Source organism: Thermovibrio sp., from assembly GCA_015488335.1.
In the GTDB taxonomy this organism is placed as follows: Bacteria; Aquificota; Aquificia; order Desulfurobacteriales; family Desulfurobacteriaceae; genus Balnearium.
The window spans coordinates 1-21260 of sequence record WFNZ01000040.1; the positions used below are offsets into that span (position 1 = coordinate 1).

At 45.9% G+C, this 21260-nt stretch carries 22 protein-coding genes, 3 tRNA genes and 1 pseudogene; 12 read left to right on the top strand and 14 right to left on the bottom strand.

Translation table 11 applies throughout. The annotated features are described in order from the left end of the window. Nucleotides 1-937 (bottom strand): FAD-dependent oxidoreductase (locus tag F8H35_RS04695; RefSeq protein ID WP_472572395.1); only part of this gene is annotated, 937 nt, incomplete at its 3' end. Nucleotides 938-1041: 104 nt separating this feature from the next. On the opposite strand from F8H35_RS04695, the gene cobC reads away from it, so the two are divergent. Further along, a complete protein-coding gene (gene cobC, locus F8H35_RS04700; RefSeq protein ID WP_472572396.1) occupies nt 1042-1689 on the top strand; it encodes an alpha-ribazole phosphatase in 648 nt (215 codons plus the stop codon). After that, nucleotides 1689-2375 (top strand): DNA/RNA nuclease SfsA, encoded by a 687-nt coding sequence (gene sfsA / locus F8H35_RS04705; RefSeq protein WP_472572397.1) that lies wholly within the window; start codon nt 1689-1691, stop codon nt 2373-2375. Before cobC ends, sfsA begins: the two co-directional genes overlap by 1 nt. 94 nt (nt 2376-2469) lie before the next feature. On the opposite strand, the gene F8H35_RS04710 is transcribed toward sfsA, so the two are convergent. Beyond that, nucleotides 2470-2829 carry a NifB/NifX family molybdenum-iron cluster-binding protein gene (locus F8H35_RS04710; RefSeq protein WP_472572398.1) on the bottom strand — a complete coding sequence of 120 codons (360 nt, stop codon included), beginning with the start codon at nt 2827-2829 and terminating at the stop codon, nt 2470-2472. Nucleotides 2830-2979: 150 nt separating this feature from the next. Here F8H35_RS04710 and cooS point away from each other — a divergent pair, with 150 nt between their 5' ends. Continuing rightward, nucleotides 2980-4944 carry an anaerobic carbon-monoxide dehydrogenase catalytic subunit gene (cooS, locus tag F8H35_RS04715; protein ID WP_472572399.1) on the top strand — a complete coding sequence of 655 codons (1965 nt, stop codon included), beginning with the start codon at nt 2980-2982 and terminating at the stop codon, nt 4942-4944. Between the two features lie 85 nt (nt 4945-5029). Then, a complete protein-coding gene (locus tag F8H35_RS04720) occupies nt 5030-5365 on the top strand; it encodes a nitrous oxide-stimulated promoter family protein (RefSeq protein ID WP_472572400.1) in 336 nt (111 codons plus the stop codon). Here the strand turns inward: F8H35_RS04720 and F8H35_RS04725 are convergent. The 9 genes from F8H35_RS04725 to hisD are packed head-to-tail and all read right to left on the bottom strand — an operon-like array spanning nt 5337 to nt 12940. Then, the gene (locus F8H35_RS04725) at nt 5337-5984 is read right to left on the bottom strand and encodes a Crp/Fnr family transcriptional regulator (RefSeq protein ID WP_472572401.1); all 648 of its coding nucleotides are present in this window, start codon (nt 5982-5984) and stop codon (nt 5337-5339) included. The genes F8H35_RS04720 and F8H35_RS04725 overlap by 29 nt on opposite strands. After that, nucleotides 5985-6692, bottom strand: a complete 708-nt coding sequence (gene ispD / locus F8H35_RS04730) for a 2-C-methyl-D-erythritol 4-phosphate cytidylyltransferase (protein WP_472572402.1) — start codon at nt 6690-6692, stop codon at nt 5985-5987. Next, on the bottom strand, nt 6689-7669 hold the full coding sequence (locus F8H35_RS04735; RefSeq protein WP_472572403.1) for a PIN/TRAM domain-containing protein: 981 nt from the start codon (nt 7667-7669) through the stop codon (nt 6689-6691). The genes ispD and F8H35_RS04735 overlap by 4 nt, the downstream gene beginning before the upstream one ends. Further along, entirely contained in the window at nt 7666-8157 is a 492-nt protein-coding gene (locus F8H35_RS04740; protein ID WP_472572404.1) for a CarD family transcriptional regulator, read from the bottom strand. The genes F8H35_RS04735 and F8H35_RS04740 overlap by 4 nt, the downstream gene beginning before the upstream one ends. A gap of 10 nt (nt 8158-8167) precedes the next feature. Beyond that, complete coding sequence (locus tag F8H35_RS04745) at nt 8168-9043, bottom strand: SDH family Clp fold serine proteinase (RefSeq protein ID WP_472572405.1); 876 nt, start codon at nt 9041-9043, stop codon at nt 8168-8170. Nucleotides 9044-9052: 9 nt separating this feature from the next. Continuing rightward, nucleotides 9053-10336, bottom strand: a complete 1284-nt coding sequence (locus tag F8H35_RS04750) for a dihydroorotase (protein WP_472572406.1) — start codon at nt 10334-10336, stop codon at nt 9053-9055. After that, on the bottom strand, nt 10336-10677 hold the full coding sequence (locus F8H35_RS04755; RefSeq protein ID WP_472572407.1) for a cytochrome c3 family protein: 342 nt from the start codon (nt 10675-10677) through the stop codon (nt 10336-10338). Before F8H35_RS04755 ends, F8H35_RS04750 begins: the two co-directional genes overlap by 1 nt. After that, nucleotides 10677-11609, bottom strand: a complete 933-nt coding sequence (locus F8H35_RS04760; protein ID WP_472572408.1) for an aspartate carbamoyltransferase catalytic subunit — start codon at nt 11607-11609, stop codon at nt 10677-10679. Before F8H35_RS04760 ends, F8H35_RS04755 begins: the two co-directional genes overlap by 1 nt. Further along, a complete protein-coding gene (gene hisD, locus F8H35_RS04765; protein ID WP_472572409.1) occupies nt 11609-12940 on the bottom strand; it encodes a histidinol dehydrogenase in 1332 nt (443 codons plus the stop codon). The genes F8H35_RS04760 and hisD overlap by 1 nt, the downstream gene beginning before the upstream one ends. A gap of 76 nt (nt 12941-13016) precedes the next feature. Between hisD and F8H35_RS04770 the strand changes: the two are divergent. Next, nucleotides 13017-13742, top strand: a pseudogene (locus F8H35_RS04770) (spherulation-specific family 4 protein); the annotation flags it as partial. 20 nt (nt 13743-13762) lie between these two features. Here the strand turns inward: F8H35_RS04770 and F8H35_RS04775 are convergent. From F8H35_RS04775 to F8H35_RS04785, 3 genes are all read right to left on the bottom strand, one after another. Next, nucleotides 13763-13858: transfer RNA gene (locus tag F8H35_RS04775), tRNA-Ser, on the bottom strand. 7 nt (nt 13859-13865) lie between these two features. Further along, nucleotides 13866-13941 (bottom strand) — tRNA-Lys (locus F8H35_RS04780). Between the two features lie 9 nt (nt 13942-13950). Continuing rightward, nucleotides 13951-14045: transfer RNA gene (locus F8H35_RS04785), tRNA-Ser, on the bottom strand. A 63-nt stretch (nt 14046-14108) separates the two neighbouring features. On the opposite strand from F8H35_RS04785, the gene F8H35_RS04790 reads away from it, so the two are divergent. The 7 genes from F8H35_RS04790 to sixA all read left to right on the top strand — a co-directional run bounded on the left by F8H35_RS04790 (nt 14109) and on the right by sixA (nt 21027). Continuing rightward, nucleotides 14109-14279: a Trm112 family protein gene (locus F8H35_RS04790; RefSeq protein WP_472572410.1), complete on the top strand. Its 171-nt coding sequence runs from the start codon at nt 14109-14111 to the stop codon at nt 14277-14279. Between the two features lie 89 nt (nt 14280-14368). Further along, nucleotides 14369-15403 carry a dual-specificity RNA methyltransferase RlmN gene (gene rlmN, locus F8H35_RS04795; protein WP_472572411.1) on the top strand — a complete coding sequence of 345 codons (1035 nt, stop codon included), beginning with the start codon at nt 14369-14371 and terminating at the stop codon, nt 15401-15403. 12 nt (nt 15404-15415) lie between these two features. Beyond that, nucleotides 15416-16354 (top strand): class 1 fructose-bisphosphatase, encoded by a 939-nt coding sequence (fbp, locus tag F8H35_RS04800; protein WP_472572412.1) that lies wholly within the window; start codon nt 15416-15418, stop codon nt 16352-16354. 22 nt (nt 16355-16376) lie between these two features. Next, a complete protein-coding gene (locus F8H35_RS04805) occupies nt 16377-17711 on the top strand; it encodes an NAD(P)/FAD-dependent oxidoreductase (RefSeq protein ID WP_472572413.1) in 1335 nt (444 codons plus the stop codon). A 1-nt stretch (nt 17712) separates the two neighbouring features. After that, nucleotides 17713-18582 carry a Ppx/GppA phosphatase family protein gene (locus tag F8H35_RS04810; protein ID WP_472572414.1) on the top strand — a complete coding sequence of 290 codons (870 nt, stop codon included), beginning with the start codon at nt 17713-17715 and terminating at the stop codon, nt 18580-18582. Then, on the top strand, nt 18569-20575 hold the full coding sequence (gene ppk1, locus F8H35_RS04815) for a polyphosphate kinase 1 (protein ID WP_472572415.1): 2007 nt from the start codon (nt 18569-18571) through the stop codon (nt 20573-20575). The genes F8H35_RS04810 and ppk1 overlap by 14 nt, the downstream gene beginning before the upstream one ends. After that, nucleotides 20551-21027: a phosphohistidine phosphatase SixA gene (gene sixA, locus F8H35_RS04820; RefSeq protein WP_472572416.1), complete on the top strand. Its 477-nt coding sequence runs from the start codon at nt 20551-20553 to the stop codon at nt 21025-21027. Before ppk1 ends, sixA begins: the two co-directional genes overlap by 25 nt. The last annotated feature ends 233 nt before the right edge of the window (nt 21028-21260 follow it).

Here is a 21260-nt window from a genome sequence, read left to right on the forward strand (position 1 = left end):
CGTTTCCAAGCCTTACGGCAACTAAAGCACAGTCAACGGCGGTAAACCCTCCGCCTACTACTACGACCCTCTTGTTCTGGGGGAGCTCCACCTCCCTTTCCGGAGCAAGGAGGGGGTGGGTTTCTCCCGTGTTAACTTTCATTAAAAATCCGATTGCAGAGTAAGAGCCTTTAAGGTCAACTCCCGGAATGTCCGGCTTCTTACCCCTTCCGGAACCTACTGCTATAAAGACAGCGTCATACTGTTCCTTGATCTGCTGAAGCGTAATGTCTTCACCAACAACTGTGTTCGTCTTTACTTCAACTCCAAGGTTCAGTATAAGGTTTATATCCCAGTCTAAAGCTTCCCTCGGGAGCCTCGGCTCGGGGATCCCATACCTCATAACGCCACCAAGGTACGGGAGGGCTTCAAATACTGTAACTTTGTGTCCCTTTTTAGCAAGGAAGTAGGCAGCTGCAAGTCCTGCTGGGCCTCCACCGATTACAGCAACCTTTTTCCCTGTATCCTCACACTCCTTTTCATCAATCCAGTTAACCCCAGACATCCTTACGTTGTCGGCTATGAACCTCTCAAGTCCTCCTATGGCAACGGCTTCTCCGTTTCTCCTCCTGAGAAGTATGCAGGTGCTCTCACAGAGCCTCTCCTGAGGGCAGACCCTTCCACAGACGGAGCTGAACGGGTTTCTATCCCTAAGTATTCTGTATCCTTCAATTACGTTTTCTTTCTGAATTGTCTCAATCCACTCAGGTATCCTGCTGCTTACGGGGCAGGAGTCCATACAGGTCGGAGTTTTACAGAGCAGGCACCTTATAGACTCATCCTTTGCTGCTGTGTGGCCGTATCCCAAAACATACTCGTTGAAAACCCTTTTCCTAACGTCTGGCGGAAGAACCGGCATGGGCATTCTGTCCATCCACCTGTCAAGCTTTTTCTTCATTCTCTTCCTCCGGTAGGGTGTTTACGAAATTTTACAGATTTGTAAAAAATTTGTAAAAATCCTTTCCCTGTATAATTCCGGGAGCAAATTTTCTGGAGGAGTAGATGCCGAAGGTTATCCTCGTCAGGCACGGTAAAACCGTCTGGAATGCTGAGGGAAGGTATCAGGGGAAGATGGACATTCCCCTTAACGAAGAGGGGAAAGAGCAGGCAAGAAGGGTTGGCGAAGCCCTTAAAACCTTTCCGGTGAAAGCCGTTTTCTCAAGTCCACTCTCAAGGTGCAGGGATACTGCCCAGGAGATTGCGAAACACCACGGTATAGAAGTTCAGGTTAAAGAGGGTTTTAAGGAGATAGACCACGGAGAGTGGGAGGGAATGCTGGCCTCTGAGGTTGAGGAGAAATACCCGGAGCTCCTCAAACTCTGGCGAACAAAACCTGCCGAAGTCCAGATGCCTGGTGGCGAGAGTTTAAGAGACGTTTACGACAGAGCCGTTAAAGCTTTTGAAGAAGTTGTTTCACAGTTCTCACCGGAGGATTTAATCGTTATAGTTGGCCACGATGCAACGAACAAGGTCTTAATGTGCCACCTCCTTGGAACAGACCTTAACAAGTTCTGGGCCTTTAAACAGGCCAACTGCGGAATTACCGTTCTTGAGTACGATCCCGAAACCGGCCATGTAGTAGTTCACGTTGCAAATGCAACCGGCCACCTTGGTAAAGAGATAGACTTTGAGGTTCAGAAGTCTCTCTGATGGTTCTCTTAAACCTTAAAGACCAATTTGGAGAGTTTACCAGAGGAACTTTCATAGAAAGGCCCAACAGGTTTGTTGCCTTAGTTGAGGTCAACGGCGAGGTAAAGAAAGCTCACGTTAGCGATACGGGGAGATTGGGGGAGCTCCTTGAAAGGGGAGTTCCCGTCCTCCTCTCTCCGAACCCTAAGGGGAAACTTGACTACAAGTTCGTAGCTGTGAAAAAAGAAGAAGATTGGGTTCTCCTCAATACTTCTGTCCACTCAACCATTGCCCGGAAAGTTCTTGAAAGGGGCCTTTTAGGATTTAAACCTAAAACTATAAAACCTGAGTATACCTTCGGGAACAGCCGAATAGATTTCCTCTTAGATGAAAACTTCCTTTTAGAGACAAAGGGGTGCAACCTCGTGGAAAATGGCACTTGCCTTTTCCCAGACGCCCCAACAGAGCGGGGGAGAAAGCACCTTAAAGAGCTGACTGCAGCACTAAGAAAGGGTTTTAGAGCAGGTATTCTCTTCCTGGCCTTCAGGAACTGCTCCTGCTTCCTTCCAAACAGAAAGAGAGATCCGGGTTTTTCATCCCTATTCTTTGAAGCCCTAAAATCGGGAGTTGAATTTTACGGTGTAAGGCTCCGTTTCTCTGAAAGTGGAGATGTTTCCTTCATGGGAGTATTAAAAATTTGCTCTTGACTTTGAACCGAATTTGTATATTATTCTCCACCCAGATGCTCCATCTCTCCCTCCTCACGTTGAGGCTGCCCCCAGAGTTTGGGGGCTCTTTTTATTACGTTTCGTTCGGTTCTGTAAGCAGTTCCAGTTTTCCTTCCTTGAATAACTCTACAGCCTCATCAAAGAACTTTACTTCCTGAGGAATCAGATAGACTTCCATTCCCAGACCTGTGATTTTTTCAAAAGCTCCAGGTCCCATCTCTTTTACAAGAACTGCTTTGACCCCTTCTTTATAAAACATATCTGCTATAAACCTGCCTCTTCCCCTCTTGAGGTGGAGGGCCGGATTTTTCCTTAGTTCAACCTTTCCTGATGAGACCTCAATTAGAGCAAACCAGTCAGACTTTCCAAAATGGGGGTTAATCAGTCTTCTACCGTTAACCTCTTTCTCAAGAACCGGAACAGCCACTACCATTTCCTCTCCTCCAATTAGTGGATTATTTAATTGTGAAACTCAAATTAACGGTATATTCAAATATTGGGCTGGTATTGACCTATGTCAAGGAATTTGAACGTAGGAACAGCTATTCTTTAAACTAAGAAAATACATCTCAAGGAGGAGAAGATGTTTGGATTCTTCAAGAAAGGGAACGGAGGAGATGGAAAGAAGCAGGAGCCTTCATTCTGCGTTGAATCTGATCTTGCAACAGGGATAGGACTTCAAATGCCCTCCGTCCACGAAAGCGTCAACTTTATGTATCAGAAAGTTAAAGAGGCAGGGCTCTCAAACGTTGCCGACCGTTTTGAGGCTATGGAGAAGGTCCGTTGTAAGTTCTGTAAGGAAGGGGTTTCCTGTCAGCTCTGTTCAATGGGTCCCTGCCGTATAACACCTCAAACACCAAGGGGCGTTTGTGGTATAGATGCCCACGGAATAGTTATGAGGAATCTCCTTATTAAGGCTAACATGGGTCTTGCAGCCTACACATACCACTGCAGAGAAGCTGCCCTCACACTTCTTGAAACTGCAAGGGGAAACACCGTTTACGAGATAAAAGACCCATCTAAAATAGATGCCCTTGCCCAAATCTTAGGTGTTGACACTTCACTTCCTCTTGATACAAAGGCAGAAAAGGTTGCTCAGAGAGTTCTTGAAACCCTCTCTGAGAACAAAACTTCTACCTTCGTTGAGGCTTTAGCTCCAGAGAGCAGGAAAGAGGTATTCAAGAAGCTGGGCATTACACCAAAAGGGCCTATGAATGAGCTTGTTGACTCAGTTGCCCGTTCAATGACAAACATTGACGGAGACTACATTACACTTGCCCTTGCAGCCCTCAGAAACGGCGTAGCTTCAGCCTTTGGAAGCCTCGTTCCTCTTGAAATGATTCAGGATGCCCTCTATGGAACTCCATCTCCCCACGAGTGCACAGTTGACTTCGGCGTTCTTGACCCAGACTACGTGAACATCCTTCCAAACGGACACGAGCCTTTTGTAGGTATGGCTCTTATCAAGCTTGCTAAAGATGAGAAGTTCCAGCAGATGGCAAAAGAGGCCGGAGCTAAGGGAATCAGAATAGTTGGCTCAATTGAAACCGGTCAGGAGATTATGGCAAGAGTTGAGTGTGATGACGTTTTTGCAGGACTTACATCTAACTGGATCTCTATTGAATACTTCCTCTCAACCGGTGCAGTTGACGCCTTCGTTATGGACATGAACTGTTCCCTTGCAAACCTGAAAGAGTATGCGGACAAGTACACCTTCAAGCTTATTGCTGTTTCAAACATTATAGGTGTTCCCGGCTCAATCAGGCTTGAATACGAACCTGGAAACGAAGCTAAAGTTGCCGAAGAGATAATCAAGCTTGCCATTGAGAACTTCAAAGAGAGGAGAAACAAGCAGAAGGCTGACGTTTCCAAGTTCAAGCAGAAGGCATTAGTTGGATTCTCTGCTGAAGCGATTGTTAATGCACTTGGTGGAAGCCTTGATCCGCTTCTTGAAGTGATTAAGAGTGGAGATATTAAGGGTATTGCAGCTCTCGTTAACTGTACTTCCTTGGGAAACGGTCCTCAAGACAGCATGACAGTTAACCTCGCCAAGGAGCTCATCAAGAGGGACATCTTAGTTATAGGTGCCGGCTGCGGAAACGCAGGTATGCAAAAGGCAGGGCTTGAAACTGTAGAGGCTGCAGAGAAGTATGCAGGTCCAAAGCTTGCAGGGGTTTGTAAGGCTCTCGGAATTCCACCTGTTCTCTCCTTTGGAACCTGCACAGACACAGGCCGTATCATAATGACTGCCGTTGCAATTGCAAACGCCCTTGGCGTTGACCCATCACAGCTTCCAGCTGTTGTTACGGCTCCTGAGTACATGGAACAGAAAGCCGTTATTGATGGATTCTCTGCCGTTGCCATGGGATTCTACACACACGTTTCACCTGTTCCTCCGGTTACGGGTTCTGACAAGGTTGTTAAGCTCTTGACTGAAGAAGTTGAAGGGCTTACAGGCGGTAAGATTGCTGTAGGTGACGACCCCGTTGAGGCTGCCAACGCTATGGAAGAGCACATTATGAAGAAGAGAGAACTCCTTGGAATATAGTTGGTATCTTCATCTCCTCCCTCCCAGTGAGTGTGACCCTCCCCAACCTGGGGAGGGCTCTTTATTTTAGAGTAAGGAGGCCGAGTTGGGAGCTATAGAGAGGGAGAAAGAGACGATTAGAAAAATGGTTGAAATTTACTGCTGGAAGAGGCACGGTAGTGAGAGAGGGGAGCTCTGTCCCGAGTGTGAATCCCTCCTAAGATACGCCTTTCAGCGTTTAGACCTCTGTCCTTTTGGTGAGAAGAAACCTACCTGTAAAAAGTGTCCTGTTCACTGCTATAAACCGGATATGAAGCTAAAGGTAAAAGAGGTTATGAGGTTCAGCGGCCCTAGACTTCTTATTTACGATCCCTTTGGGTGGTTGCTTCACGAAATCAAAGAGAAGTTTTCATTCAGAAAGCCAAGTCTCTCAAAGCCTTGACGTTTTTTATCTTAACTCTGTTTTTCGTTTTCTCAATTATTCCCAGATCCTTTAGTTTCCCCAGCATTCTTGATACAGTTTCCTTTGTTAAACCTAACTCCATGGAAGCCATGCCCGTGCTGAATGGAATTTCAGCCTCGTTTATCTCTTCAGATTTTCTCAGTATGTAGGTGGCCACTTTTGAGAGGGCGTTCTTGAGAGATAAGCTCTCTATTACATTTGTCAGGTGTATGAGCCTCTGAGCCATTACGGACAGCAGGTTCATTCCTATTTCTGGATCTTTTTTGAGGAGTTCCAGAAACTTATCCCTTGGAATTATCAGGATTTCGGAATCCTCAATTGCCTCTGCCCAGGCCGGAAAGTTTTTTCCCGTAAAACTTGCAGCCTCTCCAAAGAGTGCAGGTTTATCAAAAACTTTTATTATCTGCTCTTTTCCCTTTGCCGTTTTAAAAATTTTGACTTTTCCCGATTTAAGAACGAAAAAGTGTTCTCCTTTTTTCCCGGGGTTGAATATGACTTCTCCTTTCAGGTAGTTCTTCGTTATGGAAATCTGTTTAATTTTTGTTAGCTGTTCCTCAGAGAGTCCACTGAACAACGGAACTTCTTTCAGGAACTCCATTTACTCTCCCTGAGGGTAAAGATCCTTTAAAAAGGCTTCTACTATTTTAACATCTTCTGGCGTTGTTATTTTTATGTTTCTGTAATCTCCAGATATGGAAACTACTGTATAGCCGAATCTTTCAAGGAGTGCTGAATCGTCGGTTACTATGATTCCTTCTTTTTCAGCTTTCATGTGGCACTCAAGTAAGGTATCAAATTTGAATATCTGAGGAGTTTGAACCAGAATTAGTTTGTCTCGGTTAATGGTTCGCTCTACTAAGAAGTCGCCAGGTTCTAAGGGAGCTCCCACCTCCTTCACCGTCTCTTTGGGTTTTACTCCTAAAATAACTCCGTCTGCGTTGTAGTCTGAAAGGGCTACTATCAGGTTGTTTATTGTGGAGAGTTCCACGATTGGCCTGACCCCATCGTGAACTATAACCTCTTTCGGGTTAAGCTCGGAAGCCTTTAAAAGACCTTTAAAAACCGATGACTGTCTCTCCTTTCCTCCTTCAACTACAGCTGCAATTTTGTGAAACTGTTTCTGGAGCTCTTTTCCCGTATCTATGTCCTCCTCTGGAAGGACTAAAACGATTGCGTCAATCAGGTCGCTCTTGTTAAATATCTCAAGGGGAAACTCAACAACCGGCTTTCCTAATATCTTGAAGAACTGCTTTTTTCCGCCAAATCGTCTTCCTGCTCCGGCGGCCGGGATAACTGCAACCCTCACTTTACCACCTCTTTCAGCCTGCCGAAGATTATCTTCCCGGCAGATGTCTGAAGTATGTTGTTAACAAGGACTTTAACCTTATGTCCTATAAGGTGTTTGGCGTTATCAACTACAACCATCGTTCCGTCGTCTAAGTAGCCAACTCCCTGGTTCTTCTCCTTACCCTCTTTAACCAGGAAGACAACAAGCTCCTCCCCAACGGCAACAACCGGCTTCAGTGCGTTTGCAAGGTCGTTGATGTTCAGTATCTCAACTCCCTTTATCGTTGCCACCCTGTTCAGGTTGTAGTCTGTTGTTATCAGCTTTGCGTTAAGCCTCTTTGAGAGCTCCACCAGTTTCGCGTCAACGTCCCTTATCCAGGGGAAATCCCTCTCGTAGATCTCAACCGGCGGTTTTTCAAGTGTTCTGAGCTTTGAGACAATCTCTAACCCCTTTTTCCCCTTTGTCCTTACCGTTGGGTCTGTTGAATCGGCAAGGAGCTGGAGCTCCTCAAGAACAAACCTCGGAATAATTATCTTCCCCTCAATGAACCCTATTTTTGCTATTTCGTAAACCCTCCCATCTATCAGGGCACTGGTGTCAACAACTTTTGGGGTGCAGTAGAGGGGAGATTCCTCCTTCAACAGCTGGCTTAAAGGTTTATTGGCTCCAAGCTCAACCGCTAAAAAGGCGAAGAGGTAGGGAAGAGTGAGGAAGAGGATGTCCTGCAGATAGGTGAAAGAGGAAAAGATGGGGTAGAGGGAGAGGGTAATTCCCTTTGCCAGGTAAAGCCCTAAGTAGAATCCAGCAAAGAACAGCAGAATTACCTTTACAGAGAGTTTTCTCTTTAAAACGAACTGGTAAAAGAGAAACGAGGCTGCTGTTATGAATATTCCTAAAATAAGAGACTGGGTGAGTGTAAAGCCGTAGTTCTTAAAGATCACAATCGTTACAAAGATGAGGAAGAGGAAAAAACCGCCTACAATTTTTGTTATCACTTGTTCTTAACCTCTTTAAGGATCTTCCTCATCCTCTGTTTAACTTTTCTCACCGGTTCTCCCAGGGAAAGCGCTATTTCCTCTGCAAGTTTACTGAATGCCTCTTCAAACATTCTCTTTTCAGAGTAGGAGAGCTCCTTCTCCTTAGACCTGTAGGAGAGGTTCCTTACAACCGTTGCAAGTTCCTTAACATTTCCCGTTTTCAGCCTGTCAACGTTGAGCCTGTGGCGAACGGTCCACTTTTCGCTGATGTTCGTTGGAACTTCTGAGAGAAACTGGAAGAGCTCTTCAATCTCTTCTTCAGATAGAACAGGCCTTATTCCGGAAGTCTCTGCACTCTCCTGGGGAACCAGAATTGACATGTTCTTCCCTATGAGAGTTATTCTGAGGTATACAACCTTTTTCCCCCCTATCTCCCTCTCTTCTTTTCCTTCAATTACCCCTACTCCGTGGGGCGGGTATGCCACTTTGTCTCCTATTTTGAACACTTTAACGCTCCTAATGTGGTTTCCTTATCGGCACCTCCCCTTTTTTTGGTTCTCCGTAGGGGACGGGGATATACTGGACAGAAGCTTGGCCGGAGGGCTGGTAGTAGAGCTCCATCAGGTCGTAGACCTCTTTCGGCACATCTGTAGAAACGTTTAACCCTAAAGATTCAACAACCTCAACCGTTAACGGGTAGTCGTGAGTCCAGTAACCGGAAGTCAAAAGATCAGCTATCTTTTTGGCTTTTTCCGTATCGTGGCCTTTTAGCTTTAAGATTCTCTCAATCGTCTCCCTCATCTGGAAGAGGGCTTTCTCTGCAACGTCTGCAAGGATGAGGGTTTCGTCCTTTACGCTGGTTCTGTCGTGCTGGAGTTTCTCCCTGACTGCCCTGACTATTGACGGAGCGGGGAACTGCCCAAGCTGGGGGTCAAGGGGGCCTAAGACTGCGTTTGGATCCATGATTATTTCATCTGCCGCAAGGGCTATGAGTGTTCCTCCGGACATCGCGTAGTGGGGAACGATTACCCTTACAGGGGCTTTGTGTTTTGCAAGCGCCGAGGCTATCTGAGTTGCCGCAAGGGCTAAGCCGCCGGGTGTGTGGATTATCAGGTCTATGGGCATATCCTCAGGGGTCATCCTGATTGCCCTGAGGATTCTCTCTGAGTCCTCTATTGTTATGAACCGGACAAGGGGAAATCCCATGAAGGCCAGCCTTTCCTGCCTGTGGATCATCGTGATGACACGGGATTTCCTCTTCTTCTCAATTTCCCTTATGAGCCTTAGCCTTGCCCACTCAAGGTTTTTCTGCTGGAAGAGAGGCCAAAGTGAGAAAAGAATAATGAGGAGCCAGAAGAGGTCAAAGAAGCTGAAGCCGGGTTGCTGGTGCATGGGAGCTCCTTACACAGATTTATAGACAATTTTACCACTGTATACCGTAAATTTCACCGCTCCTTTCAGCCTCTGATTCAAGAATGGAGTGTTGAAGCTTTTAGACTTTATCAAGTCCTTTGTTAAGGTGAACTCCTCTTCAGGGTCAAAAACTGTGATGTTTGCCCTTGCTCCCGGTTTTAGTGTTCCGATATCTCCCTTCCTTATTATCTTCGCCGGATTGACTGAGAGCTTCTCAACCAACTGCTCTAAAGTTAAGTAGCCTTCCCTTACAAGGTTGAGGGAGAGGGGAAGAGCTGTTTGGAAGCCTATTATTCCAAACGGAGCCTGACAGAACTCTACCAACTTTTCATCTTCAGAGTGGGGGGCGTGGTCTGTTGCTATTGCGTCGGCAACTCCCGTTTTAAGGGCATTCCTGCAGGCCTCAACGTGTTCTTCGGTTCTTAACGGTGGGCACATCTTTGCGTTTGTGTTGAACTCTCTGACTGCATCTTCCGTTAAGGTGAAGTGGTGGGGAGTTATCTCACAGGTGACCCTTACCCCTTCCTGCTTGGCAGACTCTATTATCTGGAGAGCTCCCCTACTTGAAACATGGCAGACGTGGATGTGGGCACCGGTCAGCTTTGCAATCAGAATGTCTCTCATCGTTCCAATGTCTTCAGCCTCCGGTGGCATTCCAGGAATTCCTAAGAGACTTGAGAGGGGCCCTTCGTTCATGTGGCCGCCGGCGGAGAGGGACTTATCTTCCGAGTGGGTAAAAACCGGTATTCCAAGGCTCCTTGCGTAGTCCATTGCGTTCCTGAGAACCTTTGAGTCTTTAGGAGTTTCTCCGTCGTCTGAAATTGCAACAATGCCAGCTTTCACCATTAAGCCTATCTCTGCAAGCTCCTCTCCTTTAAGCCCTTTTGTTATTGCTCCAATAGGGAAAACGTCGCACAGGCCAATTTTCTGAGCTTTCTCAATTATGTATCTGGTAACTGTGGGGTTGTCGTTAACAGGGTCTGTATTTGCCATACAGCAGACAGAGGTAAAACCGCCGGCCACTGCGGCGTTTGAGCCGGACTCTATGTCCTCTTTCCACTCCTGCCCCGGGTCCCTCAGGTGGGAGTGGAGGTCAATGAAGCCGGGAGTGAGGGTTAAGCCGCAAACATCTATGACTGTCTCGGCTTCTACGCTGTCTATATTTTTTTCAACCTTAACTACCCTTTCCCCTTCAATTAAAACGTCGTAAACGCCGTTTATTCCCTGTGAAGGGTCAACAACCGTTCCCCCTTTAAAGAGAAGCCTTCCCATTACTTCTCCCCGGTTGTCTGCTTGTGGCACCTTGAGCAGTTTTTGGGATTTCTGGCATCAAACGCGATTTTACCGTTGTGACATGCACCACAATACCTGCCGTTCCATATATCTCTCATTGTAAACTTGTCAGCTCCAAACCTCTTTTTAAAGAGCCTGGGATGGCAGTAGTAACAGTGGAGTTTCTGGACTTTAACATGGTAACGGTGGCTGAAAATAACATCTCCATTCTTTGTTTTAAAAACGAGGTCTCTGTTAAGAATTCCTCCTTTTATACAGCCAGCAATGAGAACAAGGGAACCAACCAGTGTGAGAGCTCCTATTTTTGCACCTCTTGTCATTAGACTTCCTCCTTCAGTTTTTCTAATCTGTTACACATAAGTGAAAGGATTACCATTCTTACGGCAAGTCCCATTTCAACTTGATTAAAAATAAGAGTTCTGTCTGAGACTACAACGTCGTTTGTAAGCTCAACTCCCCTATTGAAAGGCCCCGGGTGGAGAATCACGGTTTCAGGCTTCAGCTTTTTCAACCTTTCCCTGTTTAAACCAAAGAGCTCCGCATACTCCCTTATAGACGGAAACGTCTTTTTCGCGTTTAACCTCTCAAGCTGAATTCTTAAGAGGATTACTGCGTCTGAGACGTCACAGACATCATCAAAACTCTTCAAAACTTTAACTCCCATAGCTTCTGGATACCTTGGCATCATCGTTGACGGGCCGTAGACGAAAACCTCTGCACCTAATTTTTTAAAGAGAATTGCGTCTGAGCGGGCAACCCTGCTGTTGGCAATGTCCCCAACTATCGTGATTCTCTTTCCCTCAAGTGTTCCAAAGTGTTCTTTCAGCGTTGCTGCGTCTAACAGAGCCTGTGTTGGGTGCTGGTGTCTTCCGTCTCCAGCGTTTACTATGGCTGCCCGAACAAAGGGCTTTGCCGTGTATGGAGCTCCCTCACACGGGTGCCTCAGAACAATAACGTCGGGGTGCATCATATCAAGGTTTTTCAGCGTATCTACTAAACTCTCTCCCTTCTTAACAGAGCTTGTGGAAGTGCTTATGTTGATAACGTCTGCAGAGAGGAACTTTCCCGCCTTCTCAAAGGAAGACCTCGTCCTCGTAGATGGCTCAAAGAAGAGGTTTACAACGCACTTTCCTCTTAAAACGGAAAATTTTTTTCTTCCCTCTCTGAGAGCTCTCTTAACACTCTGAGCCGTCTGGTAAATCTCGCCGAAAACTTCCGGCGTTATCTCTTCTGCAGAAAGGAGGTGTTCCATTACTCCCTCACCGCTTCAGTAGCTTTGATTACCATCTTTACAGCTTCTCTTACCTCAACGGCAAGCCTGTGGGCTTCAAGACCTTCACACTCGGCAAGCTCCCTTGCTGCGCCGCTTACCCTTTTAAACCCTTCCGGGCTTACGTAGAGGACTGATGAGCGCTTGATGAAATCGTAAACCCCAAGGGGAGAGAAGAACCTTGCGCTTCCTCCCGTTGGAAGAACGTGGTTGGGGCCTAAAACGTAGTCCCCTAAACTCTCACACGTGTAGTGGCCTAAGAAGATTGCCCCTGCATGTTTAATGTGGTCTAAGAGGGCAAATGGCTCAGATGTTGCAACTTCTAAATGTTCTGGAGCTACCTCGTTTGCAACCTCACAGGAGTGGTAAACATCCCTCGTTATGAAAACTGTTCCAAAGTTCTCTATTGACTTTTCTGCAATCTCCTTTCTCTTTAACTTCTGGAGTTTCTCCTCTACAGCTTTGACAACTTCGTCAGCCAGCTTTTCGCTGTGGGTAACCAAAAACGCCCCTGCAAGCTCGTCGTGTTCCGCCTGAGAGAGGAGGTCTGTTGCTACCCAGTCGGGGTTCGCAGTTTCATCTGCAATTACAAGTATTTCACTTGGGCCAGCAACCATGTCTATGTCAACCGTTCCAAAGAGGAACTTCTTTGCAAGGGCCACGTAGATGTTTCCAGGCCCTACTATTTTGTCAACTTTTGGGATACTCTCTGTTCCAAAAGCTACTGCTGCAACACCGTGAGCTCCTCCAACTCTGTAAATCTCATCAACGCCGGAAAGCTTTGCAGCAACTAACGAGTATGGGTTAATTTCAAGGGAGCCGATGGCAGGAGTTATCATTACAACCTTTTTAACTCCTGCTACTTTTGCAGGGACTGCATTCATAATGACGGAAGAAGGATATGAAGCTTTACCACCCGGAACGTAAATTCCAGCGCTTTCCAGCGGCGTTACTTTTTGGCCTAAAAGGATTCCCGGCTCTGTTACAAAGTAGGAGTTTTCTTTCTGGTGTTCGTGGAATTTCTTAACCCTTTCAACGGCAAACTCTATTGCTTTAACAACGTCTTCAGGAACTTTTTTAAAGGCTTCTTCAATTTCCTCGTCTGAAACCCTTACATTTTCAGAAGAGAGTTCAACCCTATCAAACTTTTTCGCGTAACCGAATACTGCTCTATCCCTAAAGTTTCTAACGTTTTCTATGATTTCAAGGACTGCTGGAGCGTACTTTGATTCAAGACCTTGTCCTCTGTTTCTTATCCGGGAGAGCTCCGGGTTTTCCTTCCAGTTTTCCTTTCTCAGGTCAACTATTCTCATCTTCAATCCTCTCTTCGGTTTCTCGTTTGCCAATTATATGATAATTTGGACTTTAAACTGACTGAGTGGAGGCGATTTGCTGAGGTTTTTTCTTCCTCTTTTCTTTCTCTTTTTAACTGGTTGTGGTTCAGGTGATGGTAGTCTCAGTTATTCTAATAGTGATTCAAGTTTTACTGGACTTTTAGTTCCGGCCTATTTTAGGGACGAAGATCTCTATGATGTTCTGGCGGGAGCTCCCTCCTCTTCAAGTTTCTACGTTATCGTTAATCCGGATAACGGTCCCGGGGTGGAAGTAGATCCACTCTTTTCTGACCTTATATCTGAACTTCGGAAGGGAGGGAAAAGTCCTGTTGGTTATATCTATACTTCCTGGGGAGAGAAGAAAATTTCAGAAGTTAAATTGGAAATTGATAAATGGCTTGAGTTTTATCCGGAAATTTCGGGGTTTTTCTTTGATGAAGTATCGGTTAATCCTGACAAACTCCCTTACTACAGAGAGATATACCGATATGTGAAGTCAAAAGGAAACTACGTTGTTGTTTTAAACCCGGGGACTCTACCTAAGGAGGATTTTTTTTCCATTTCAGATGCTGTTGTTATTTTTGAATCTGACTACTCAAACTTAAAAAAGCTTTTACCTTCGCCAGATAGAGATAAGTCGGCCTGCATAGTTACAGGTGTTCCTAAGGAACTCTGGAAACAGGTTTTGAATAGTTTGAAAGATAAGTGTTCTTTGGTCTATGTCACTTCTAATAGCGGTTCAAATCCTTACTCTTCGCTACCTGAATATTTTATTGATGAAGTGAGTACTGTTTTGGGAAGTGGCGGAGAGGGCGGGATTCGAACCCGCGGTACGGGCTTTAAACCCGTACACCCGCTTAGCAGGCGGGCGCCTTCAGCCAGCTCGGCCACCTCTCCAGGAAAGTGGTGAGCCCGGGAGGATTCGAACCTCCGACCTACGGATTAAAAGTCCGTTGCTCTACCAGCTGAGCTACGGGCCCATTTTACTGTGGCGGAGGGGGAGGGATTTGAACCCCCGGAGGGCTGGTTAGGCCCTCAGGTGATTTCAAGTCACCCGCCTTCAGCCAGACTCGGCCACCCCTCCGCTTTGCGGTAAGGAAAATTATGTCTTATGTTTTATCGTGTCAAGAGTTTCAGGGAGGTTGGTATGGTTCCGGAGGAGCTCCTCAAAATCCTGGTCTGCCCCAAGTGTAAAGGAGACCTTGAGTACAGGGAAAAGGAACAGAAACTTGTCTGCCACAAGTGTAAGCTGGCCTATCCGATAGTTGACGACATTCCCGTAATGCTCATTGATGAGGCAGAGGAGATAAATGAGTAAAGTTAGCTTTCTATTATCTCTCCTTATAACAGTTGCATTTTTGGGTTCAACGGCCTACGGTATCTACAGAACTGTTAAGAGGAGACAAAATGGTTGATATAAAAAACCTTAACATGGAAGAGTTGAAGGAGTTTGTTAAGGAATTAGGGTTTGAACCTTACAGGGCAAAGCAGATTGCCCAGTGGCTCTACAAAAAAAGGGTTAAGAGCTTTGACGAGATGACAAACCTCAGTAAAAAGGCCAGGGAGCTCCTTTCCCGGAAGGCCAGAATAGACGTTCTGAAAACCGTTAAAATTGAAGCGTCTACGGACGGAACGAGGAAATACCTCTTTGAGCTCTCAGATGGGAACAGGATTGAGTCTGTCTTCATTCCCGAAAAAGACTGGAACACCCTCTGCGTTTCTACTCAGGTTGGATGCCCTGCCGGATGTAAGTTCTGCTTAACTGCGAAAGACGGCTTCACAAGGAACCTTACTGCGGCAGAGATCGTTGACCAGTATATTCACGTTCAGAGAGACGTTGGAGAGAACAGGAGAATCTCAAACGTTGTTTTTATGGGAATGGGAGAACCCCTTTTAAACTTTGATAACGTTAAAAAGGCCGTTGAGATAATGACCCACAAAGACATGTTAGACCTCTCAACCCGCAAAGTTACCGTCTCAACCGTTGGCGTTGTTCCCGGAATAGACAGGATGGCAAAGGAGATGAACAAGGTAAAACTTGCCGTTTCACTCCACGCCACAACCGATGAGCAGAGGGAAAAGATTGTTCCCATGAACAGGCGCTGGCCTATCGGCGAAATAATGAAAGCTTTAAGGCGCTACCCTGCAGACAACAACAGAAGGATAATGATTGAATACGTTATGCTTAAAGGAGTAAACGACTCATTGGAAGACGCGAGAAGGCTTGTTAAACTGATTAAAGGAATTCCCGTTAAAGTGAACTTAATACCCTTTAACCCCTATCCGGGAGCTCCCTTTCAACCAACCCCAAGGGAGGATATAGAGAAATTCCAGAAAGTCCTGTGGGATCACAACATAGCCGCCTTTATAAGGGATTCCAGAGGTCAGGATATATCTGCCGCCTGCGGAATGCTGAGGACGAAGGAGAAAAAATCTGCATAAAGGGAGGGAAAGATGGCTATACCACTTACTGCCTACCTCTTTCAAAAGAAAGGGGAGAACCCCAACGTAACGGACGAGCTCATTCTCTTAATCAACGAGATTGCTGCTGCCTGTAAAGAGATTGCCGGCAAGGTAAGAAAAGCTGGCCTTTTGGGGATTCTTGGAAGTGCCGGGAAGGTAAACGTTCAGGGAGAAGAGGTTCAGAAACTTGACGAGCTTGCAAACGAGATACTCCTTGAGAATCTTAAAAACTGCGGGAAAGCGTGCCAGATTACGTCGGAGGAGATTGAGGACGCTCTTATAGTTTCAGAGTCTGGCTATGCCGTTGCCTTTGACCCTCTTGACGGTTCGTCAAACATAGACGTAAACGTAAGTATCGGAACCATCTTCTCAATCCACAAAGATACAGTTATGCAGCCTGGAAGAGAACAGATAGCTGCAGGTTACGTTATCTACGGCCCCTCAACGATGCTCGTTATGAGCCTTGGAGACGGAGTTGTAGGATTCACTTTAGATCCTGAGTCTGGAAACTTCCTCCTTTCTCATCCTAAGATAGAGCTCCCTGAAAAGGGAAAAATCTACTCAATCAACGAGGCCAACAGAAACAAGTGGATAAGCGAAGGTTTAAGGTGGTTCATAGACTACCTGAAGACAGAGAAGTACACCCAGAGGTACGTTGGCTCAATGGTTGCAGACGTTCACAGGACTCTCCTTAAAGGGGGAATCTTCATCTATCCGGCAGATGAGAAGAACACAAATGGAAAACTGAGGCTTCTCTACGAGGCCAAGCCCATGGCCTTCCTGATAGAACAGGCTGGAGGACTCTCATCGGATGGGACTCAATCCCTCCTTGACATCTTTCCCCACGAGCTCCACCAGAGGGTTCCTGTTATTATCGGCAGCAGGTGGGAAGTTGAAAAGTGTATAGAATATATAAAGGAATATGGATAGGAATTCTCTATAGGAGGGAGAGATGGAGCGCTACGATGTTGTAGTTGTGGGAGGAGGCCCTGCGGGGTTTAACGCCGTAAAAACTGTAAGGAGACTCTACCCCGAAAGGAAAATTCTACTCATAAACGACAGGGAAGACCTCCAGATACCCTGTGCGGTTCCCTACGTTGTCTCTGGAGTTATAAGCCCCGAGGAGAACAGGTACCCGTTGGGTAAAGTTAAGGATATGGGGGCGGAGCTCCTCATAGACAGGGTTGTCTCCCTGAACGTTAACGACTCATCCCTCTTTACAGCGGGAGGGAAAGCCATCTCCTACGAGAGGCTCATTCTCTCAACGGGATGGGTTCCAAGGAGGTTGAACGTTCCGGGGGCTGAGCTTAAGAACGTTTACTACATAGACGTCTCCACCTCTGCCATTTCTGAAATTGCCCAAAAGGTTAAGGAGGCTAAGAGCATCGTTCTTGTTGGCGGTGGCTTCATCTCCGTTGGCTTTGCAGACCTTATTAGCAGGAATATGTCGGGAAAGAGACTAACCGTTGTTGAGGCCTCAAACAGGATTGCATCGGGGGCTTTCTCCTCTAAAACTCTTGAGGAGATGGAGGGAGCGCTTAAATCTCAAGGTGTTGAAATCCTTAAGGGAGAGAAAGTTATCGGTTTTGAAGGGAGTGAAACTGTTGAAAGAGTCCTTTTGAGTTCCGGGAAAGTTGAAGCTGACCTTGTTTTTATTTTCATAGGCTTCCTTCCGAACACGAAGCTTGCCGTTGATGCGGGTATAGATACAGAGAAAGGTTTCATAAAGGTTGATAGATACCTCAGGACTTCTGCCGACAACATTCTGGCAGCCGGAAACTGCATTTACCACACAAGTGCCGTAGATGGAGAGTTTACCCCGGGAATGGTTGCTTCAGTTTCTGCGAGGGACGGTAGGATAGCAGGCGCCAACGTTTCGGGTCCGCAGGTTGAAGATACAGGAGTAGTGCCTGCAGGAGTAACGGAGGTAGGTGGAAAGTTCTACGGATTTGCAGGTTATACAGAGGAACTCCTCTTGAGAAAAGGCTTCTCTTTTAAAGAGATAACAGTTGACTCTGCAGATGCCTATCCTATGGCTCTAAGTGCCAATCCATTAACCGTCAAACTTTACTTCCTGAAGAACGGAAGACTCGTTGGAGGGGAAGTTATAGGAGAGAGCAAAATCGTTTCATCAATGGTTGATTTCCTATCTAACCTTATAGCCGCCGGTAAGAAACCAGATGAACTTCTTTCACTTACAACTGTTGCCTTTCCACCGATAACTCCACCACCACTTCTCCAGCCGATTCAAGAGGGGGCTCTCCGTTTCCTTAAGGAGGAGTTCTGATTTGAAAAGGGTTGCCGTTGTTGATATCGGATCAAATACAGTTAAACTCTTTCTTTACGAGGTGAAAGGAAAGAAGATAAAGAAGGTTTTTTCAGAGTCCATTTATCTGAGACTTCTCAACTACCTGAAAAATGGGAAACTGACTGACGAGGGAGTTGAGGAACTCCTTTTAACCTTAAGGAGCTTTAGACGGCAGGTTGAAGAGTTTAACCCCGACTGTACACTTGCGGTTGCTACTTACGTTCTAAGAGTTGCGGAGAATAGAGATGAAATTCTTAAGAGAGTGAGGAAGTTTTTTGACGTTGTTCTCCTTTCAGGAGAGGAGGAGGCTTACTACTCTGCTCTTGGAGCTCTCTTAGACGTTAAAGCAGACAACTGTCTCCTTTTTGACATAGGCGGTGGAAGTCTGGAAGTCTGCGAAATTTGGAACAGGAAGCCCCAAAAGTGCAAGAGCTACCCTTTAGGAACCCTTGAGTTTAAAGACGTTGTTGAAAACGGTTTTGTTAAGGACGTTAAGGTAGTAAGGTGGAAAGTCCGCCATTACGTTAATCCCTACGACTTTGACCTCTACGAGAGCTCTGTTCTGGTAGGGGTAGGCGGTAGCGTTAGGGCTTTAAAGAAGGTTCACGGGAAGAGAAGGATAAAAAGGAAAGCCTTGAAGTCAATAGTTGAAAAGCTCTTAACCCTTAAACCGCAGGAGATATCCCGCCTTTACAGTATTCCTATAAGCCGGGCTCAAACTGTTACGGTTGCTGCCGTAGTAGCCCTTGAGCTTATGGATATATTTAAGTGTAAGGAACTGATAATCTCCCGTTACGGTTTAAGAGAAGGTCTTATCTACAAAAAGGTAGTGGTAGATGGGAAGTGTTAACCTGAAAGATCCGAAACTGTACATAAACAGGGAACTCTCCTGGCTTGAGTTCAACAGAAGAGTTTTGGAGGAGGCTGAAGACGAGACCAATCCACTCCTTGAGCGCTTAAAGTTCATAGCCATCTTCTTCACAAACCTTGACGAGTTCTTCATGATAAGGGTTGCTGGACTGAAAAAACAGGTTACTGCTGGAGTAAACAGGCCTTCCTTTGATGGTCTAACTCCGAAAGAGCAGTTGAAAAGGATATCCAAGAAGACAAGGGAGCTCCTCAGGACAACCGAAAAAGACTACAAAAACCTGATTAAACTTCTCAAAGAAGAGGGAATAAAGCTCTACACTTACAGGGAGCTCCCCAAGAAACTTAAGAAGAAGGCTGATAAATACTTCAAAGAACTCGTTTTCCCCGTTCTAACACCTTTAGCAGTTGATCTTACACATCCATTTCCCCACCTTCCATCCCTTTCCTTCAACATTATCGTTGAAATGCTCTCTGAAGAGCTCCGATTTGGTCTCGTTCCAGTTCCAAAAGTTCTTCCAAGGTTTGTGAAACTTGAAGAAAATTCCTACATCTACTTAGAGGAACTGATACTTGAGCACCTGAGTGAGCTCTTCCCCAACCAGAAAATTCGCAGTATTGCCACCTTCAGAATAACCCGCGATGCCGACATAGTAATTCAAGAAGACGAGGCAGATGACCTCTTAGAAGAGATTGAAAAAGGTCTGAGGAAAAGACGGTTTGGCCAGCCTGTTCGCCTTGAGATAAACGGCGGTTCGGAAATGGTACTCTCTTTTCTGAAAGACGAGTTGGAACTTTCCGACGACGACATCTACAGACTAAAAATCTCCTTAAACCTTTCAGACCTCTGGAGCCTCTACAGAGAAATAGATAGACCAGACCTCAAGTTTCCCCCTTACATTCCCTACTATCCTCCCCAGTTTGAAGTTGGAGTCTTTACTACCTTAAAGAAAGGAGAAGCTGTCCTTTTCCACCCTTACGAGTCCTTTGATCCAATAGTTGAACTTGTTGAAGAGGCTGCTGAAGACCCTAATGTCCTCGCCATAAAGCAGACCCTCTACAGAGTGGGTAAGAACTCCCCCATAGTTGAAGCCCTCAGCAAGGCCGCCCAGAACGGAAAAGAGGTAACTGCTGTAGTTGAGCTAAAAGCCAGATTTGACGAAGAGAGCAATATCGTCTGGGCAAGAAAATTAGAGGAAGATGGAGTCCATGTAGTTTACGGGGTTCCCGGACTTAAAACCCATGCGAAGCTCCTAATGATTGTTAGAAAAGAGGAAAGCGGAATTAAACGTTATCTTCACCTTGGAACGGGTAACTACAACGTGGAAACTGCGAAAATCTACTCAGATGTAAGCTTTCTAACTTCAGACGACAGCCTCGGAGAGGACGTCTCCCGCATATTCAACGTTATAACTGGTTACTTTCATCCACCAAAACTAAAAGAGATCTTCATTTCCCCTGTAAATCTAAAGAAGAAAATCCTTGAGCTAATAGAAGCAGAGACTTCTCTAAAAGAAAAAGGAAGAATAGTTGCAAAGATGAACTCCTTAGTTGACCCTGAAGTTATTGAAGCCCTCTATAAAGCCTCTCAGAGAGGGGTAAAAATAGATTTGATAGTTCGGGGAATTTGCTGTCTGAGGCCTGGGATTCCTGGAGTTAGTGAGAACATTAAGGTCATAAGTATCGTTGGAAAATACCTTGAGCACTCCCGTATCTTTTACTTTAGTAAAGATGACCAGCTCTTTATAAGTAGTGCCGACTGGATGCCAAGGAATTTCCACAGGCGGGTTGAAACCCTTATTCCTATAAAAAATGAAAAACTTAAGAAGAAACTCAAGGAAATACTTGAGATACAGCTTAAAGACACAGCCAAAGCAAGAATTCTCCAGAGTGATGGAACCTATACAAGGCCAGAGAAGAGAGATTTCAACTCACAGGAGTTCTTTGAGAGATGGGTAAGAGAGTCTTCCTTGTAAGACACGCAAAGGCTTTGAAGAGAGAGAAGTGGAACAAAGACGACTGCCTCCGTCCCCTAACAGAAGAAGGCATTGAAGAGTTCAAAAAATTCCTTGATTGGCTTGAACCTATCCTTCCAGAGAAAGCCTTGATAGTCTCCTCACCCTGTGAGAGAGCTCTCCACACAGCAAAGATCCTTGCAGAAAAAATAAGGAGTGAATTAAAAGTAGAGGAGCTTCTCTCCCCCGATGCCGAGCCGGAGGACTACTTAAAAGTCCATAAAAAGTATGGAAAGAGGAAGAACCTTATTCTAGTTGGCCATGAACCTGACCTTTCTCTTTTCCTCAACTATCTCACCTGTCTGAGCCCTTCAAAGATTGCCTTTAAAAAGGGAGCTGTGGCGGAGCTCCGAAAAAGCAATGGAAGCTATAGCCTTTTTGCTCTTTTTAATCCAAAATCACTAAATTCTTAAGATCCCCCTTGACACTCTACAGGGAGCATTCTATATTTCCCACCGTCAAAGTTGAATGAGCCTCTCAGAAACCGGCCAGAAAGGGTTGACAGGCTGGGAAGAGAGGCATAAATTCAAACATCGCCGTCAAAAGCGGTCTTTGACAGGAGAATAAGGGACACGCGCCCTGCGGGGCAAGTGGTAAGAAGCCCGATAGGGCTTGTAATTGAGGTGTTCCGCAGGTTCATTGAGCC